16 protein-coding genes are annotated in these 15,263 nt (G+C 67.4%); 8 read left to right on the forward strand and 8 right to left on the reverse strand.

Features of this window, described 5'->3' with window-relative positions:
- Positions 1 to 347 precede the first annotated feature (347 nt).
- The 4 genes from aroQ (at position 348) to aat (ending at position 3,464) form a co-directional block, all read left to right on the forward strand.
- A complete protein-coding gene (aroQ, locus tag IEW34_RS07355) occupies positions 348 to 812 on the forward strand; it encodes a type II 3-dehydroquinate dehydratase (RefSeq protein WP_188608483.1) in 465 nt (154 codons plus the stop codon).
- The gene (accB, locus tag IEW34_RS07360) at positions 809 to 1,288 is read left to right on the forward strand and encodes an acetyl-CoA carboxylase biotin carboxyl carrier protein (RefSeq protein WP_188608484.1); all 480 of its coding nucleotides are present in this window, start codon (positions 809 to 811) and stop codon (positions 1,286 to 1,288) included. Before aroQ ends, accB begins: the two co-directional genes overlap by 4 nt.
- A gap of 3 nt (positions 1,289 to 1,291) precedes the next feature.
- Positions 1,292 to 2,653: an acetyl-CoA carboxylase biotin carboxylase subunit gene (gene accC, locus IEW34_RS07365; RefSeq protein WP_188608485.1), complete on the forward strand. Its 1,362-nt coding sequence runs from the start codon at positions 1,292 to 1,294 to the stop codon at positions 2,651 to 2,653.
- Positions 2,654 to 2,768: 115 nt separating this feature from the next.
- Positions 2,769 to 3,464, forward strand: a complete 696-nt coding sequence (gene aat / locus IEW34_RS07370; RefSeq protein ID WP_188608486.1) for a leucyl/phenylalanyl-tRNA--protein transferase — start codon at positions 2,769 to 2,771, stop codon at positions 3,462 to 3,464.
- A gap of 132 nt (positions 3,465 to 3,596) precedes the next feature.
- On the opposite strand, the gene IEW34_RS07375 is transcribed toward aat, so the two are convergent.
- A complete protein-coding gene (locus IEW34_RS07375) occupies positions 3,597 to 4,178 on the reverse strand; it encodes a DUF2155 domain-containing protein (protein WP_373288192.1) in 582 nt (193 codons plus the stop codon).
- Positions 4,179 to 4,453: 275 nt separating this feature from the next.
- Between IEW34_RS07375 and IEW34_RS07380 the strand changes: the two genes are divergently transcribed.
- Positions 4,454 to 4,849 carry a PaaI family thioesterase gene (locus IEW34_RS07380; protein ID WP_188608488.1) on the forward strand — a complete coding sequence of 132 codons (396 nt, stop codon included), beginning with the start codon at positions 4,454 to 4,456 and terminating at the stop codon, positions 4,847 to 4,849.
- Between the two features lie 199 nt (positions 4,850 to 5,048).
- On the opposite strand, the gene IEW34_RS07385 is transcribed toward IEW34_RS07380, so the two are convergent.
- The 3 genes from IEW34_RS07385 to IEW34_RS07395 form a co-directional block, all read right to left on the reverse strand.
- Positions 5,049 to 5,450, reverse strand: coding sequence for an NADH:ubiquinone oxidoreductase subunit NDUFA12 (locus IEW34_RS07385; protein WP_188608489.1), 402 nt, complete (start codon positions 5,448 to 5,450; stop codon positions 5,049 to 5,051).
- Between the two features lie 122 nt (positions 5,451 to 5,572).
- Complete coding sequence (locus IEW34_RS07390) at positions 5,573 to 7,156, reverse strand: CYTH and CHAD domain-containing protein (RefSeq protein ID WP_188608490.1); 1,584 nt, start codon at positions 7,154 to 7,156, stop codon at positions 5,573 to 5,575.
- 103 nt (positions 7,157 to 7,259) lie between these two features.
- Positions 7,260 to 7,601: a GNAT family N-acetyltransferase gene (locus IEW34_RS07395; protein WP_188608491.1), complete on the reverse strand. Its 342-nt coding sequence runs from the start codon at positions 7,599 to 7,601 to the stop codon at positions 7,260 to 7,262.
- A 560-nt stretch (positions 7,602 to 8,161) separates the two neighbouring features.
- Between IEW34_RS07395 and IEW34_RS07400 the strand changes: the two genes are divergently transcribed.
- The 3 genes from IEW34_RS07400 to IEW34_RS07410 all read left to right on the forward strand — a co-directional run bounded on the left by IEW34_RS07400 (position 8,162) and on the right by IEW34_RS07410 (position 10,802).
- Positions 8,162 to 8,329 carry a hypothetical protein gene (locus IEW34_RS07400; protein ID WP_188608492.1) on the forward strand — a complete coding sequence of 56 codons (168 nt, stop codon included), beginning with the start codon at positions 8,162 to 8,164 and terminating at the stop codon, positions 8,327 to 8,329.
- A gap of 174 nt (positions 8,330 to 8,503) precedes the next feature.
- Positions 8,504 to 9,202, forward strand: coding sequence for a fumarylacetoacetate hydrolase family protein (locus IEW34_RS07405; protein WP_188608493.1), 699 nt, complete (start codon positions 8,504 to 8,506; stop codon positions 9,200 to 9,202).
- Positions 9,203 to 9,254: 52 nt separating this feature from the next.
- Complete coding sequence (locus IEW34_RS07410) at positions 9,255 to 10,802, forward strand: acyl-CoA synthetase (RefSeq protein ID WP_244641846.1); 1,548 nt, start codon at positions 9,255 to 9,257, stop codon at positions 10,800 to 10,802.
- 172 nt (positions 10,803 to 10,974) lie between these two features.
- Here IEW34_RS07410 and IEW34_RS07415 read toward each other — a convergent pair whose 3' ends face one another.
- From IEW34_RS07415 to IEW34_RS07430, 4 genes are read right to left on the reverse strand one after another with little or no spacing between them, the layout of a single operon-like run.
- The gene (locus tag IEW34_RS07415; RefSeq protein WP_188608494.1) at positions 10,975 to 12,087 is read right to left on the reverse strand and encodes a CaiB/BaiF CoA transferase family protein; all 1,113 of its coding nucleotides are present in this window, start codon (positions 12,085 to 12,087) and stop codon (positions 10,975 to 10,977) included.
- Positions 12,088 to 12,125: 38 nt separating this feature from the next.
- Positions 12,126 to 12,476 carry a DUF6285 domain-containing protein gene (locus IEW34_RS07420; RefSeq protein ID WP_188608495.1) on the reverse strand — a complete coding sequence of 117 codons (351 nt, stop codon included), beginning with the start codon at positions 12,474 to 12,476 and terminating at the stop codon, positions 12,126 to 12,128.
- Between the two features lie 2 nt (positions 12,477 to 12,478).
- A complete protein-coding gene (locus IEW34_RS07425; protein ID WP_188608496.1) occupies positions 12,479 to 13,510 on the reverse strand; it encodes a phosphotransferase family protein in 1,032 nt (343 codons plus the stop codon).
- On the reverse strand, positions 13,511 to 14,839 hold the full coding sequence (locus tag IEW34_RS07430; protein ID WP_188608497.1) for an acyl-CoA dehydrogenase family protein: 1,329 nt from the start codon (positions 14,837 to 14,839) through the stop codon (positions 13,511 to 13,513).
- Between the last annotated feature and the right edge of the window lie 424 nt (positions 14,840 to 15,263).

Here is a 15,263-nt window from a genome sequence, read left to right on the forward strand (position 1 = left end):
CGCGATCGAGTGGATCACTCGATCGCTCAGAAGCGCTCCAGGCCCGAAGGGCTATGAGCAGTCGTCATTTGGATGCTTCCGATGCCGGCCGCGCGCACCGATGATGCGGCGGCTCCGGGACCTTGTGCAGCCGCGTGCCGGGTGGGCGCGCGCAGGCCGTGCTTGGCAGGTTGCCGGAGTTCGCGCTAAGACGCACCGCCGCCTCAGCCGAACTTTGCGAACCGCGGCACGATTCCGGTCCGCAGATTTCGGCTAAGATTGTTTTAAGTGCTGCTGGGATGTCCGAGCCCCCTCGTTGAGCGGGCTCGGACATCCCTGCCTGGAGCCAGGGGTCCGAGCTCGAAGTGATGGTTGCATCACACGTTCACGTCATCAACGGCCCAAACCTCAATCTGCTCGGCCGCCGCGAGCCGGAGACTTATGGCTCCGCCACGCTCGCCGACCTGGAGGCACAGCTTCGCACCCGGGCCGACGGGCTGGGTATCGGCCTTACCTTCCGCCAGAGCAATCGCGAGGGCGAGCTGATCGATTTCGTTCAGGAGGCGGGCCTCGCCGGCGCCGGCATCATCTTCAACCCGGGCGGTTACACGCACACCTCGATCGCCCTGCGCGACGCCATCACCGGCGCCAACGCGCTGGTGATCGAAGTGCACCTCTCCAACATCCACGCCCGTGAAAGCTTCCGTCACCGGTCCTACATCTCCCCGGTCGCCGCAGGGGTGATCTGCGGCCTGGGCGGACTGGGCTACGAACTCGCACTCGAGGCACTCGTGCCGCTCCTGGCAGCACGCACCGGACATCAGCCAACATGAACGACACTTCCCCCAAAGCCGCCGTCGAACAGGATCTCGTGCGCGAGCTCGCCCGCCTCATGTCGGAGACGGACCTGACCGAGATCGAGGTCGAGAAGGGCGATCTGCGCGTCCGCGTGGCGCGGACTCCGCCGGCTCAATTGGCCATGCCGGCCACGCCAACCTACCTGCCGGCGCCTGCCGCCCCCATTCCCGCAGCGATCGCGGCAGCGGCCCCGGCCTCGGCACGTCCGGCGGACCACCCGGGGGCCATCACCTCGCCCATGGTCGGCACCGCCTATCGGCGCCCCTCGCCGGAATCGAAGCCGTTCATCGAGGTGGGCTCCAGGGTCGACGTCGGCGACAAGCTGCTCCTCGTGGAGGCGATGAAGACCTTCAACGACATCGTCGCCCCGCGCGCCGGCACGGTGGCCGCGATCTTCTTCGAAGATGGCCAGCCGGTCGAGTACGGCGAGCCGCTGCTCATCATCGAGTAGATCATGTTTGACAAGATCCTGATCGCCAACCGCGGCGAGATCGCACTGCGCATCCTGCGGGCAGCCAAGGAGCTCGGCATCGCCACCGTCGCCGTGCATTCGACGGCGGACGCGGATGCCATGCACGTGCGGCTCGCGGACGAGAGCGTCTGCATCGGTCCGCCGCCGGCACGGGACAGCTACCTCAACGTGCCCTCACTGATCGCCGCATGCGAGATCACCGGCGCCGATGCGGTCCACCCTGGCTACGGCTTCCTCTCGGAGAACCCGCATTTCGCCGACGTGCTGGGCGAGCACAACATCACCTTCATCGGGCCCAAGGCCGAGCACATCCGCACCATGGGCGACAAGATCGAGGCCAAGCGCACGGCAGCGCGCCTCGGCATCCCCTGCGTGCCCGGCTCGGAGGGCGGCATCACCGACGATACCGAGGCCCTGCGCGTGGCCGCCGATATCGGCTATCCCGTGCTGGTCAAGGCCGCCGCTGGCGGCGGCGGCCGCGGCATGAAGGTGGCGCGCAGCAAGGACGAGCTTTCGGAGGCGCTGACCGTCGCCCGCCGCGAGGCGAAGGCGGCCTTCGGCGACGATTCGGTCTACCTCGAGAAATATCTGGAGAAGCCCCGCCACATCGAGATCCAGGTCATGGGCGACGGCCGTGGCCAAGCGGTCCACCTCGGTGAGCGGGATTGCTCGCTCCAGCGCCGCCACCAGAAGGTGTGGGAAGAGGGCCCCTCGCCTGCCCTCAACGCCGACGCCCGGGACGGCATCGGCGAGACCGTCGCCAACGCGATGCGCCAGATCAAATATCTGGGCGCCGGCACGGTCGAGTTCCTCTACGAGGATGGGCAATTCTACTTCATCGAGATGAACACCCGCATCCAGGTGGAGCATCCGGTGACCGAGATGATCACCGGCATCGATCTGGTCAACGAGCAGATCCGCGTGGCGGCCGGCGCGCCGCTGTCGTTCACCCAGGCCGACGTGAAGCTCGAAGGCCATGCCATCGAGTGCCGTATCAATGCGGAGCACCCGGTCACCTTCCGGCCCTCGCCCGGCAGCATCTCTTATTTTCATCCCCCCGGCGGCCTCGGCGTCCGTATTGATTCGGCCATCTACCAGGGCTACCGCATCCCGCCCAACTACGACTCGCTGCTCGGCAAGCTGATCGTGCACGGGCGCACGCGGACCGAATGCCTGATGCGCCTGCGCCGGGCGCTCGACGAGGTCGTCGTCGACGGGGTCGAGACGACGTTGCCGCTGTTCCGCACCCTGGTGCGCAACCAGGATATCCAGAACGGCGACTATGACATCCATTGGCTCGAGCATTTCCTTGCCGACGGCGGGATGAGCGACGAGCAGCCCTGAGCCGGCCGCCCGTGGGGCGCGACCCCCGGGCTCGTCCAGCCACGGTATTTTGTCGGGTCTGACCTTGTTCAAAAGCCGGTATGTCCCCGGGCGCGCAATGGTCTAGATTCCATCCATGCGGTATCGCGATCCCATCGAGATCACGCCGGAGATCCTGCTGAAGGCTTACGCCTGCGGGGTCTTCCCCATGGCGGAGAGCGCCGACGATCCCAATCTGTTCTGGGTCGAGCCGAAGAAGCGGGGCGTGATGCCGCTCGACGGCTTCCACGTGCCGCGCCGTTTGCGCCGCACGGTGATGGCCGAGCCCTTCGAGATCCGGATCGACCACGCCTTCGATGCGGTGATCGCCAATTGCGCGGCCCCTCAACCGGACCGTGACAAGACGTGGATCAACCAGCGCATTCGCCGGCTTTACGGCGAACTATTTGACCTCGGCCACTGCCATACGGTCGAGGCCTGGCAGGACGGCCGGCTCGTCGGCGGCCTCTACGGTGTCCGGCTCGGCGCCGCGTTCTTCGGCGAGAGCATGTTCCATCTGGCCCGCGACGCGTCCAAGATCGCCTTGGTCCACCTTGCCGCACGCCTCATCGCCGGTGGCTTCACGCTGCTCGACGCACAATTCGTCACCGAGCACCTGGCCTCATTCGGCGCGGTCGAGGTCTCGCAGCGCGCCTACCAAGCGCAGCTGCGCGGAGCCGTCGCCAAGGATGCCGACTGGCACGCCTTCGGCCGAGACGGCCGCACCAGCGGCCGCGATGCGCTGGCCGTGATTCTCGGGCTGGACGCGGGGGCGGAGCCGTCGCGCTCCTGAGGCACCGGGCACGGCGGCGAGAGCCGGCCCCTAGAGCATTTCCGCGTTTCTTCGAATCGTCGAAATGCTCTATCTGTTTGATTTGTCGCGTTTTCTTCACGCGAACCGGCGTCCACTTCGCTCGAAAACGCTCTATTCGCGATTGGGATTGAGCTCCAGCGGCGGTGGCTGCGCGTCAGGTGCGCCTTCGCGCATCTCCGGCGGCACCTCCGGCTCGATCCGCCGCGGTCGCGGCTGATTGGCAGGCGGCGCGCGCCGCGTGTTGCGAGGCTGGGGCTGGGCGTTGGCCGGCGGCGGCGAATCACGGCGCAGCGCTTCCTCCGCCGGTGTCAGCTCGCGCGGCTCGGTGATCACCTCCTTGCCGCCCTTGCAGTCGATGAGCCAGACGTCATAGACCGGGTGCTCGATGCCATGCAGGCCCGGGCTCGACGCGAACATCCAGCCTTCGAAGATCCGCTTGTGCTCGTTCTGGAACGTCACCTCGTCCACCTCGACGAAGGCCGTCGTATTCGGCGTCTCGGTTTCCGGGCGGGTGTAGCAGACGCGCGGCGTAAGCTGCAGGGCACCGAACTGCACCGTTTCGCTGACGGCGACCTCGAACGAGATGATGCGCCCGGTGATCTTGTCCAGGCCGGAGAAGACCGCCGTCGGGTTCTTGATCCGGTCGGCCTTGGCCCCCCCGACCCCAGCGACCAGCGCCAGCAGCAGGGCCAGAACACAGGCGCCGGTCCGGTGACGCGCTCGGACCTCGACGAGGGGGGGATGACGTCTGAATGGCACTGTCGCTCGATCGCTCCCGTTCGCCGTGGTCCCCCCTAACATGCTCGGAGCGATGGCAAAAGGTCCCGAAACGCGCGACCTAACCCGCGACCGGCGCAGCGAACGCGCGATCGGCCTTGGATGCGGCCGCGAAGCCATTACGTCCAGGGTAATTGATTGAAGCCGGCACCGCCGTAAGCTCAGCCGGACCACAGCAGGGAGGACACCCAATGGATCTCATCGCCGCAATCCGCGAACGCATGCCGCCCTTCAGCAGCCATATCGGCGTCGAGATCGTGTCGGCCGAGCCGGACCGTGTCATCGCCGAGATCGAGGTCAAGCCCGAGCTGTGCACCACGCCGGCGATCATGCACGGCGGTGCCATCATGGCATTTGCCGACACGCTGGGCGCCGTCGCCACGATCATTAATCTGCGCGAAGGCCAGGGAACGACGACGCTGGAGAGCAAGACCAACTTCGTGTCGGGGGCCCAGGCGGGGACGCGCGTGCGCGGCGAGACCACGCCGATCCATCGCGGGCGTCGTACCCAGGTCTGGCAGACACGGATCACCGGTGCCGACGGCAAGCTGGTTGCCATCGTCACCCAGACCCAGATGGTGCTGTAGCGGGACTGCTTCGCCAGGAGCGCTTCTCGCTCCAGTTTCAAGAGGCTATGAGCATTTCGCTGCCATTGGATGGCCTCATCCAATGGCAAAGCTCTAGAGCCGAAACCTGTCTCGATCAGAGGCAGTCGTCGGAGCGGAACGGACGAGCTCCGACTCATCCGCATCGGCGCGCGCCGGCCGCCCGCGAACAGGCCCCATTCTATCGCGGGCTCCAGGCCTCGTAGTCGCCGGTTGCCGGCGGCCGTTCGCCGGACGCGAGCAGCGAGCCCTTGGGCCGGTAGGCGTGCGGAGTGCCGGTCATGTTGGGCTCGTGGGGCAATTGCCACTCGCGGGGCTTGTAGGTTTCCTCCGTCGGCGCCACGTCCACGGTGTGGTTGAGCCAGCCCTTCCAGCCCGGCGGCACCGCAGAGCCTTCGGCGAGCCCGGCGTAGATCACCCAGCGGCGCTCGAAGCCCAGCGTCGGGTCGACGCCGCGGCCCCGGTAGTAGCGGTTGCCGAATTCATCCTCGCCGACAAGGGTGCCGTAGCGGCGCGTGGTCCACAGCGTTCCCGCGGTCGCGCCGTTCCACCACGTGAAGATGAGCAGCAGTAGGTTCTTCAAGGCGTTACCCCTCGCGAAGCGGCGGGACTATGGCGTTACGCCGCCACTCTGTCCAGCAGGGCGAAACCACAATCGGCGCTGCCCTGCTGCGGCATAAGGGGTAGCGACGAGGCTCGTGCGCCTCACTTGTCCCAGAACGGCTCCGCCTTGCGGAACCGACCATAGTCCTTGACGGCGGTGCGCAGCAGCGGCTCGGCCTTGGTGAACTGGTGGCCGGCCAGCATCCCGGCCGCATAGGCGCGACGGCGCGCGACGGCGGCCCCGCCACGTCCCTCGACGCGGGTCAACTGCACCTCGGCCTGGTGATTGACCGCCATGTCGTTCAACTCGCCGAGGCTGTCCTGGAGCCCCGCAAGCAGTTGCTGGAGCCGCTTGCGCCGCTTGCCCGCCTTGCGGCCGCTGTAGAGCGTGGCAAAGAACTCCGCCGCGTAGCGAACCTTCTTGATGTCGATGCGGAGCTTATGGCGCTCGTCGGCAGGGAGCGATTTCAGGTGCTCGCCCTTGCGCGAGATCTTGCGCCACCGGCGCGACAGTTCCGCCGCGGCGAGCTTGCGCACCGGCCGCAGCAGCTTGAGCCGATGCGCCTCGTCCGTCTCGTTCGCCCAGTCGCCGACCTCGATCCAGGCGAGCGTGTCGATGAGCGCTGCGGCAAAGCGCTCGCCCCGGGTGATCGACAGCACCTTGTCATAGGCCGTCGCGCGTTGCGGCTGGAAATAATCGAGCAACTCCGCCATGCCCGGCTCGCCGGGATGACTTTCGAGCATCGGCTCGATCACGTCGGCGATGAAGACGTCGAGATTGCGCGCCTCACCGAATTGCCGGCCGATCCATCGGAGCTCGTTCTTGATGTGCTCGCTCTGGCCATCGCGCAACACGGCCCGGAACAGCGACATGGCTGCCCGCAAACGCCGTATGGCGACTCGCATCTGGTGGACGGCCTCGACCTCGCGGCGCTCCAGCAGGGCCGGCGCATTGGCCACGAGATGGCGTACGCACTCGCGCGCCAGGGCTTGGAATGCGTCGCGTACCGACATGTCCGGGTCGAGATCGACGCCCTCGGCCTTGGAGATCTGCGCCGGTTGTGCGTCGAGCAACATATAGCCTCGCCCGCACTTGGTCATCAGCCCCAGGCGCAGCGGCACGCTGCGGTTGAGCTCCCGCGCCACGTCGAACAGGGCTGCCGGCGCGCCGCGTTTGAGTTCCAGCTCGACCTCCACGAACGAAACCGGGGCGGCGCTCGCTCCTTGCGTCGGCGCACAAGCCTCGATGCGGCCGCTATCGATGGCGAACTCGATATGCGCGCCGGCCCGGCGGATCGCATGCACCGAGCGCTCGACGCGCGAGACGAACAAGGGGACGAGCTCGGCATCGGCCAGGCTTGCGAGTGCGGTGCCCTCGAACTGGGAGCGATCGGGCTCGCTGCTCGTCACCCGACTCTCCCACTCGGCGCGATCGAGGAGACTGCCGTTGCCGACTTCGGCCTTGATGGTCTGGATCAGACGCCGGCCCTGACGGCGGATGCGCAGCGACACGCCCTGCTTCTGCAAGTCCCGGTCCGGCGTATCGAAATAGGTCGACACCAGGAGCTGCTGCTTGCCTGCCGGCACGGACTGGATCAGGGGCGTGGCGCGGAGCCGGTCGGCCCCGTTGGCATCGAGCTCGAACTTCAGTTCGGTTTCGCGGGGTACCGGTAAAACAGCTTCCAAGCGACATTGCTCCTTGTCGACAACCACGACCGAACGTTCCAGATGCCGTGCAATCTGTAAAGCTCGCGCTCGCAACAACGTTCGATCGGCGTCCACATGATCTTTATGGCGCTCTGGCGACCAGGTCACTGTATTCTGGATGGCGATGAACATAGGCGGCTACGTATCCGCAGCGCGGAACCATGTGCAGGCTGCGTCGACGCACATCGTCCAGCACCGCTTTGACGAACGGCCCGGCGACGCCCGCCCCTCGCAACGCTGAGGGTACTTCCGCGTGGTCCAGGCTGATCACATCGCCGCGCAGGCGATAGTTGAGGAAGGCCAGGCCGGCCGCTGTCGCCATCTCGTAGCGTCCCGCCTCCGCATTGTCGCGAATGGCCGGGCCCTGCCCGGCCGACGCTCCGTCAGCCGCGGTCGCCGGGTCGTGATGCGGATCGAAGGTCATCGTTGCTCCCTTGCGGCCACCTGCGGCCGCGCCTCGCAGCACGAGATGGGCTGCGCCACCGCGCGAGCCCCTTAGGTCGGGCCGATCCTGCGCGTGGTCAAGGCTGGTCCCTTGAACAGGCGCCGTGCTGCACTTCAACACTCGACAAAGCGGCGCAGGCGGTGGCCGCCAGGCCGCCGACCTGGACCAGTCTTGCTGGCCGTCTTGGCTCCTTTTTCTCAGGAACGGCCTCGGTCCGTCGCATCTCGCCGGAAATCAGCCAGTGCCCAGCAACATCATGAAGTCGACCGGGCGACGAGCCGCGACCTCGAGTCGAGGCTCACGGCGCCGATCGATTTGTTGGCTAAATGACCGGTTGAGCCTTCGCGATGTGCAAATGCAGAGTACGCCAGGCACGCATTGCGCCGCGAGGGACGACTTGGAAAAGCTTAGTCGCCGGCCAGCGCGGCGAGGCGACCGGCGTCGGCAGGGCTTGTCTCGATCAGATGAGCCCTCTTGTCGAAGGACCATGCTCCAAAGCCGCCGAACCTTCGAAGCTAGCACCAAGCGCGGACGAAACGATGTCGGGACGGATCACCGAGTTGCTGGCGGTGGCGTTGGCACTCGCCACCCTGGCCACGGTCGTCTGCCAGGCGCCGCGATTGCGCAATTGCCCGCGCACGACGGTCGCTTGGCCGCGCCTGGTGGTCGCGCCGGGCGATGTGGAGGAGGTCCTGCGCCACGAGTGAGGTGCAAGCGCTGCTACTGCGGCGGGGCCGGATCGCTGCGGACCGCATCGGTCACCCGCCGCAAAGCGCCTTCGCCAGGGGCGCTATGAAAATAGCGTGCGACGGCGTAGAGCCAGGAAAGCGCGGCCGGCACGCCCGTGACCGCGCGGGTTGGCCAAGGCTCGTGGAGGCCCGATGCAGGCGTTCGTCATTCCCCCGCCCCCCATCGCCAGCGTCGCCGTTGACGGCGAACCGGCTCGCTTCCCGGTCCGCCGCATCTTCTGCGTCGGCCGCAACTACGCCGCCCATGCGCGCGAGATGGGCAGCAACCCTGACCGCGAGCCGCCGTTCTTTTTCACCAAGCCCGCCGACGCGGTCGTCGACGACGGCGCCCACATCCCCTACCCGCCCGAGACCAAAGACCTGCACCACGAGATCGAGCTCGTCGCGGCTATCGGTGCGCCCGGCCGCGATGTCGCGCCGGCGGACGCGCTGAGCCTGATCTACGGCTACGGCGTCGGCATCGATCTGACCCGCCGGGACCTGCAGGGGCAGGCGAAGGAAGCCGGCCGCCCATGGGACTGGGGCAAGGCCTTCGATCACTCAGCCCCCTGCTCCCCATTGCGGCCGGTCTGCGCCGTCGGCCACCCGGCTCGCGGCCGCATCTGGTTGACGGTCAATCAGAGCCTGCGGCAGGAAGGCGATTTGAGCGAGCTGATCTGGCCGGTCGCCGACGTGATCGCCACGATCTCCCGGTCCATGGCCCTCAAGCCGGGCGATCTGATTTTCACGGGGACGCCGTCGGGCGTCGGGCCACTTGTGCCGGGCGACCGCGTCCAGGGCGGCGTCGAGGGCGTCGGCACCATCGACGTCGTCATCACGGAACGCGGATGAGGCCGAAGTCGCCGGCATCCCAATAAACCACGAAGCCAGCAGGAGGATCACCGTGTCAGTCGACGCCAGCGTGGCGAACAGAGCCCGCCGCAACACGATCTCGGATGCATTTCGCCGATCGGCCGTCCGCAACGGCACCCAGCCGGCGCTGCGCTTTGCCGATCGGGCCTGGAGCTATGGCGAGCTCGATCGCGCCGTCGATCGCGTCGCGGGCAAGCTGTTAAGCCTCGGCCTGGCCCCCGGCGCCCGTGTCGGCGGCTATGGGCGCAACTCGGATGCGTATTTCATCCTCTGGCTCGCCTGCACTCGTGCCGGCCTCACTCACGTCCCGATCAACTACGCGCTGACGGAGAGCGAACTCGGCTACATCGTGACCCAATCGGGGGCCAGCGTCCTCGTCTACGACAAGGCGCTCGAAGCGGTCGCCGGTCAGATGCGCGGCCGCGCCGCGCTCAAGTTCCTCGGCACCTTTGCCGACGGCGGCGACATCGACGTCCTGGCGACGGCGACGGGCGGCGACGGCGATCCCGTCGAGGTGGAGCAGGGCGACGAAGACCTGGTGCAGATCACCTACACCTCCGGCACCACGGCCATGCCCAAGGGCGCGATGATGACGCACCGGGCGCAATTGGCGGAGTATGCCAGCTGCATCGTCGATCTGGAGCTGTCGCGAGAGGATCGCTGGCTCGCCGCGCTGCCCCTCTATCACACCGCCCAGACCCACTGCTTCACCATGCCGGCCATGCTGCTCGGCGCCTCGACCGTGCTCATCGAGCAACCCACGCCCGACGTCGTGCTCAAGCTGATCGAGGAGCACAAGGTCACCTCGTTCTTCGCGCCGCCGACAGTCTGGATCAGCCTGCTGCGCCATCCCGATTTCGACACGCGAGACCTCTCGAGCGTGCGCAATCTCTACTACGGCGCCTCGATCATGCCGGTTCCGGTGCTGCAGGAACTGCGCCAGCGGCTGCCCGGCGTGCGCGTGTTCAACTGCTACGGGCAGAGCGAAATCGGCCCGCTGGCGACCGTGCTGCGCCCCGAGGAGCACGATGCGCGACCGTCGTCGGCCGGACGCCCGGTGCTCAACGTCGAGACGCGCGTGGTCGACGAGGACATGAACGACGTGGAGCCGGGCGAGCAGGGCGAGATCGTCCACCGCTCGCCGCAGCTGCTGCTCGGCTACTGGGACAAGCCCGAGGAGACCGAGGAGGCCTTCGCCGGCGGCTGGTTCCATTCCGGCGACATCGGCGTGCGTGACGAGGAAGGCTATCTCTATGTCGTCGACCGGGTGAAGGACATCATCAAGACCGGCGGCACCATGGTCGCCAGCCGCGAGGTCGAGGAGGTGCTGTTCACCCACCCGAGCGTGTCCGAGGTAGCCGTCATCGCCCTGCCCGATCCCAAATGGATCGAGGCCGTCACCGCCGTGGTGGTGCTGCGCGCCGGTCACAGCGGCGACGAGGGTGCACTGATCCAGCACGCGCGCCAGAGCCTGGCGCCGTTCAAGGTGCCTAAGCGCGTCATCTTCGTGGACAATCTGCCACGCAACACCGCCGGCAAGCTGCTCAAGCGGGAGCTGCGGGCCACCTACGCGGGCTGACCAGCGTTGCCGGCAGGCGAGCGACGACACCCGCCTCCGGTTCGGTTGCTCCCGCGCCGCGCACCGCCGGTTTCGACGCGACCGCCTCGGTCGTGCCGTCGGCCCCCTCACTGCGCAAGCGGATCGGGGGGCGGCAAGCCGTCCTCCAAGAGAGGTCTTCTCGCAGCCGGCCCTACTCGGCCGCAGTCTTGGCGCGCGACCACTCGCTCACGACATCGCCGAGCGCCGCCGTCTCGACGGGGCGGATCGACGACGGGGTACGCGAGAAGCGCGGTGCCGGTGCCGGCTGGGTGACGCCGTTCACCTCCACGAAGGTGCCGCGTTCGGTGAGGTGCGGATACGTCATCGCCTCGCTCATGGTGAGCACCGGCCCGAAGCAGACGTCGGTGCCTTCCATCAGCTTGCACCACTCGGCGCGGGTCTTGGTCTTGAACACCTTGGCGATCTTCTCGCGCAGGGCCGGCCACTTCGATTGGTCGAGCTGAGCGTCGAAATCGGCGTCCTCGAGCCCAGCGATCTGGCGCAGCAGCGCGTAGAACTGCGGCTCGATGGAGCCGATCGACACGAACTGGCCGTCGGCGCATTCGAAAGCGCCGTAGAAATGCGCTCCACCGTCCAGGAGGTTGGCCTCGCGCCGCTCGTTCCAGCGGCCGGCGGCGGACATCTCGTAGAACATCTGCATCAGCGAGACGGCGCCGTCGCACATGGCGGCGTCGACCACCTGGCCCTTGCCCGTGCGCTGGGCCTCGACGATGCCGGCGAGGACGCCAACGACGAGGTAGAGCGCGCCGCCACCGAAATCGCCGACCAGGTTGAGCGGCGGCATAGGAGGCCCGGCCGCCGGGCCCATGGCGGCCAGGGCGCCGGTGATCGAGATGTAGTTGATGTCGTGGCCGGCAGCCAGCGCGAGTGGGCCCTCCTGGCCCCAGCCGGTCATGCGGCCATAGACCAGCCGCGGATTGCGGGCCAGCACCACGTCCGGCCCGAGGCCGAGGCGCTCCATCACGCCGGGGCGGAACCCTTCGATCAGCGCGTCGGCGCTGGCGAGCAGCTCGAGCACCGCGTCGATGCTGCCCTTGTCCTTCAGATCGACGTCGACGACCCGGCGGCCGCGGCCGGCGAACTTCTGGGCGGTGAACGTCGACCCTTTGCGATCGAGACGGATGACATCGGCGCCCATGTCGCCGAGCATGCCGGCGGCGAACGGCCCCGGCCCGATACCGGCGAATTCGATGACGCGAATGCCCTTCAGCGGACCCGTCGCCGCACCACTTGTTCCTGCCATTGTCGATCTCCCTTTATCTCTCGTCTCGGGCCGGGCGCTCAGCCGACCCATTTCGGATTGTTGACTGCCAGCGCCTCGGCGCAGGTCTGGCGCAGATGCTCGGCGAGCCCCTCGCTCTGCCAGTCGAGCCGACCCGTACGGATCGCCTCGGATAAGGCGGCGACGCGCTCTTCGCGGCTGCCGCCATCGACGAACTGTCGCAGGCGCACGTCCTCGGCGGCATCGAGCTGCGCGCCTTGGCGCAGCTCGCGCTCGACCGTCGCCAGCAGGTTGGTCGCTACTTTGACATTGAACCACATGGCATCCTTGGCACCGGGCAGGATGTCACGCTCCATGAACTCGCGCACAATGGCGACGAGATCCGCCGCGGGCGGCAGGCTGGACGGCATGCTCAGGCCCTCCCCGTGAGGATGTCATAGAAATCGTAGAGCGGCTCTTCCATGCGCCGGCCGATGGCGAACGCCTCGACCGTGCGCTCGGCGGCCTCGCGCCTGTGGGCCTGGCCCTTGAGCAGGCACATCACCCCCCACTTCACGGAGCCCCAGGCCTCCCAGAAGGCCAGGTGATCGCGGTGGACGGTGCGGCCGCTCGCCTGTTCATAGCCGGCGATCAGATCCTCCCGCGAGCCGACGCCGCCCACCGGATGGGGGCCGCCGAAGCGCCATGTCTTGGTGCACAGCCAGCCCAAATCGGCGACCGGATCGCCCAGGCAGGCAAGTTCCCAATCGAGCACGGCGCGGATGCCATCCGGCCCGCAGATGATGTTGCCCATGCGGAAGTCGCCGTGCACGACCGACGGCTCGCCACCACGCGGCAGATTGGCCTCCGCCCAGCTGAACGCCACGTCCAGGGCCGGAATGGGGGCGCCGTAGCCGCGATAGATCTCCTTGTACTTGGCGACCTGCGGCTCGGCATCGAAGCGCACCAGGAAAGGCAGGCCCTTGGGATCGATTGCGTGCAGGCGGCCCACGGCCTCGCCGCATTGATATGCGAAGCGCTGCCGCAGCGGCGCATAATCGGGCTCGCGCAGGATCTTGCGGGCGATGGTCTCGCCCTCGACGAAGTCGGTGATGTGGCCGGAGCCGAGGCCGTCATCGTCGCCGAGCACCACACGTACCGGCGGCGTCGGCACGCCGGCCGCCATGCCGGCCTGCATCATCGCGGTCTCGTCGCCCCCCGACACGCGCGGCATGCCGGAGCGCGGATCATCCGCCGCATGTGCCGGCGCCGCGCGGGTGAGTTGGAGGATGAAGGCGCGCTGGGCGCCTTCGATCTCACTGGTGAATGCCCAGGTTTCCTTGGTCGCGCCACCGGTGAGGCGGCGCAGACTGAGGATCTCGCCGCGCCCGCCGATATGGCGGGCGACGATGCGCTGGAGCTTGCCCGCCAGCGCCGGCTGCGGGCCCGGAGCCTGGTCCGTCATCTACTCGGCTGCCGCGCGGGTTGCAGCCGATGCCCGATCGAGAGCCTCGAACTCGGCCTTGCGCGGCCCCATGAAGCCGAACAGGTGGCCGGCGATCTTGCGCATCTGGATCTCTTCCGACCCCTCGGTGATGCGGTAGCGGCGGTGGTGGCGATAGATGTGCTCGAACGGCTTGTGGCGCGAATAGCCGATGCCGCCGTGCACCTGCATGGCCCGATCGGCCGCCTCGCAGCACAGCCGGTTGGCCCAATAGTTACACATCGACACCTTGTCGGAGAGCCGCTTGGCGACGTCCGGCTTGGACATCTGGTCCATTTCCCAGGCGGTCTTGCGGATCAGCTGGCGCAGCATTTCGGCCTGCGTGGCGAGCTCGACGAGCGGAAACTGGATCGCCTGGTTGACGGCCAGGGCCTCGCCAAAGGGCTTGCGTTGGCGGGCGTAGGCCACCGACTCGTTGATGCAGTAGACGGCAGCGCCCAGCGAGGAAGCCGCTTGGCGGATCCGGTTCTCGTGCACGAAGTGCTGCGCCAGCGCGAGGCCGCCGTTGAGCGGGCCGAGGATGGCGCTGTCGGGCACCCAGACGTTGGTGATGCTGAGCCGAGGATGGTCGGTCGGCATGTTGAACGTCCACATATACTCTTCGATGACGATGCCCGGGTCGCGCGCCGGCACCAGGAAGGCGGTGATGCCGTTGGCGTCGCCGTCGTTGCCGCTGCTGCGCGCGAAGCACATGCAGTGCGTCGCCACGTGCATGCCCGTGATCCACATCTTGCGGCCATCGATGCGCCAGCCCGAAACGCCGTCACGCGTCTCAGCCACGGCGCGGGTCTCCATGTGGGTGGCATCCGAGCCGTGATCGGGCTCGGTCAGACCAAAGGTGATGCGGGCGCGACCGTCGAGCAGCTTGGGGATGAGATCCTGCTTCTGCTCGGCCGTGCCGAAGTCGCGCAGAATCAGCACGATCGGCTGGTTGCCGACGATCGAGTGCTCGTTCTGCAGATCGTTGTGCAGGCCGAGCCCCTTGCTCGCGAAATGCTCGCGGATGATCGCCATGCCCAGGTTGGTGCCGTCCTGGCCGCCGAACTCCTTGGGCAGCGCATAGCGGAAGTGCCCGGCCTTGTCGGCCAGCCGCTTGGCCTGCTTCAGCAGATCCTCCCACTCGTGGCGCGGCAGGCCGCCGTTGTCGAAGTCGGTCCGTGCCCACTCGCGTCGATGATCGAAGAAGCGGTTGTTGTCGTCGGCGTTCTGCAGCGGCTTGATCTCGTCCTCGATGAATTTGTCGAGAACGCCGAGATAGGCCTGCAGCTCGGGCGGAATGTTGAAATCCATTGTCGTTTCCTCCTGCCAGCCAGGCCCTCGCGAACGGGGTTCGACGGGGCATCGGCCTGGCGCTTCCTAACCCGTCGGATCGCCCGTGGGAACCGTGCGGCCCCGGCCCCGCGGGGCCGGCATCCGCCGAGCCGTTTTGGCCCCCCAGGCGTCGCTTGACAACATTGACCAAACGATCGTTAGAATTTCAAGTGCATGCGGTGGACAGATCTCGATCGTGGAGCTACACGCGACGTCAGGGGCCGGCCGAAGCCCGTCGACACGCCGGAGCTTGTCTTGCTCAAATGGCATCATCTGAGCGGACATGAATGCTCTAAGTCTTTGAGGCTCGAGCGCTTCCCGATCGGGCGGTTCCATCCGGCCGAGGCGCGCTCCGGGGTTGTGGGGCGCCACGCCCGATCGCGACGAGTGGCGCGACCGGTTG

Source organism: Chelatococcus reniformis (assembly GCF_014640075.1).
Lineage (GTDB): Bacteria > Pseudomonadota > Alphaproteobacteria > Rhizobiales > Beijerinckiaceae > Camelimonas > Camelimonas reniformis.

Coding starts and splice junctions, on each gene's coding strand:
- IEW34_RS07415 (WP_188608494.1), bottom strand. CDS start 12,087: ATGGCAGGAACAAGTGGTGCGGCGACGGGTCCGCTGAAGGGCATTCGC.
- IEW34_RS07425 (WP_188608496.1), bottom strand. CDS start 13,510: ATGACGGACCAGGCTCCGGGCCCGCAGCCGGCGCTGGCGGGCAAGCTC.
- aroQ (WP_188608483.1), top strand. CDS start 348: ATGGTTGCATCACACGTTCACGTCATCAACGGCCCAAACCTCAATCTG.
- IEW34_RS07400 (WP_188608492.1), top strand. CDS start 8,162: ATGTCGGGACGGATCACCGAGTTGCTGGCGGTGGCGTTGGCACTCGCC.
- aat (WP_188608486.1), top strand. CDS start 2,769: ATGCGGTATCGCGATCCCATCGAGATCACGCCGGAGATCCTGCTGAAG.
- IEW34_RS07405 (WP_188608493.1), top strand. CDS start 8,504: ATGCAGGCGTTCGTCATTCCCCCGCCCCCCATCGCCAGCGTCGCCGTT.
- IEW34_RS07430 (WP_188608497.1), bottom strand. CDS start 14,839: ATGGATTTCAACATTCCGCCCGAGCTGCAGGCCTATCTCGGCGTTCTC.
- IEW34_RS07380 (WP_188608488.1), top strand. CDS start 4,454: ATGGATCTCATCGCCGCAATCCGCGAACGCATGCCGCCCTTCAGCAGC.
- IEW34_RS07420 (WP_188608495.1), bottom strand. CDS start 12,476: ATGCCGTCCAGCCTGCCGCCCGCGGCGGATCTCGTCGCCATTGTGCGC.
- accB (WP_188608484.1), top strand. CDS start 809: ATGAACGACACTTCCCCCAAAGCCGCCGTCGAACAGGATCTCGTGCGC.
- IEW34_RS07395 (WP_188608491.1), bottom strand. CDS start 7,601: ATGACCTTCGATCCGCATCACGACCCGGCGACCGCGGCTGACGGAGCG.
- accC (WP_188608485.1), top strand. CDS start 1,292: ATGTTTGACAAGATCCTGATCGCCAACCGCGGCGAGATCGCACTGCGC.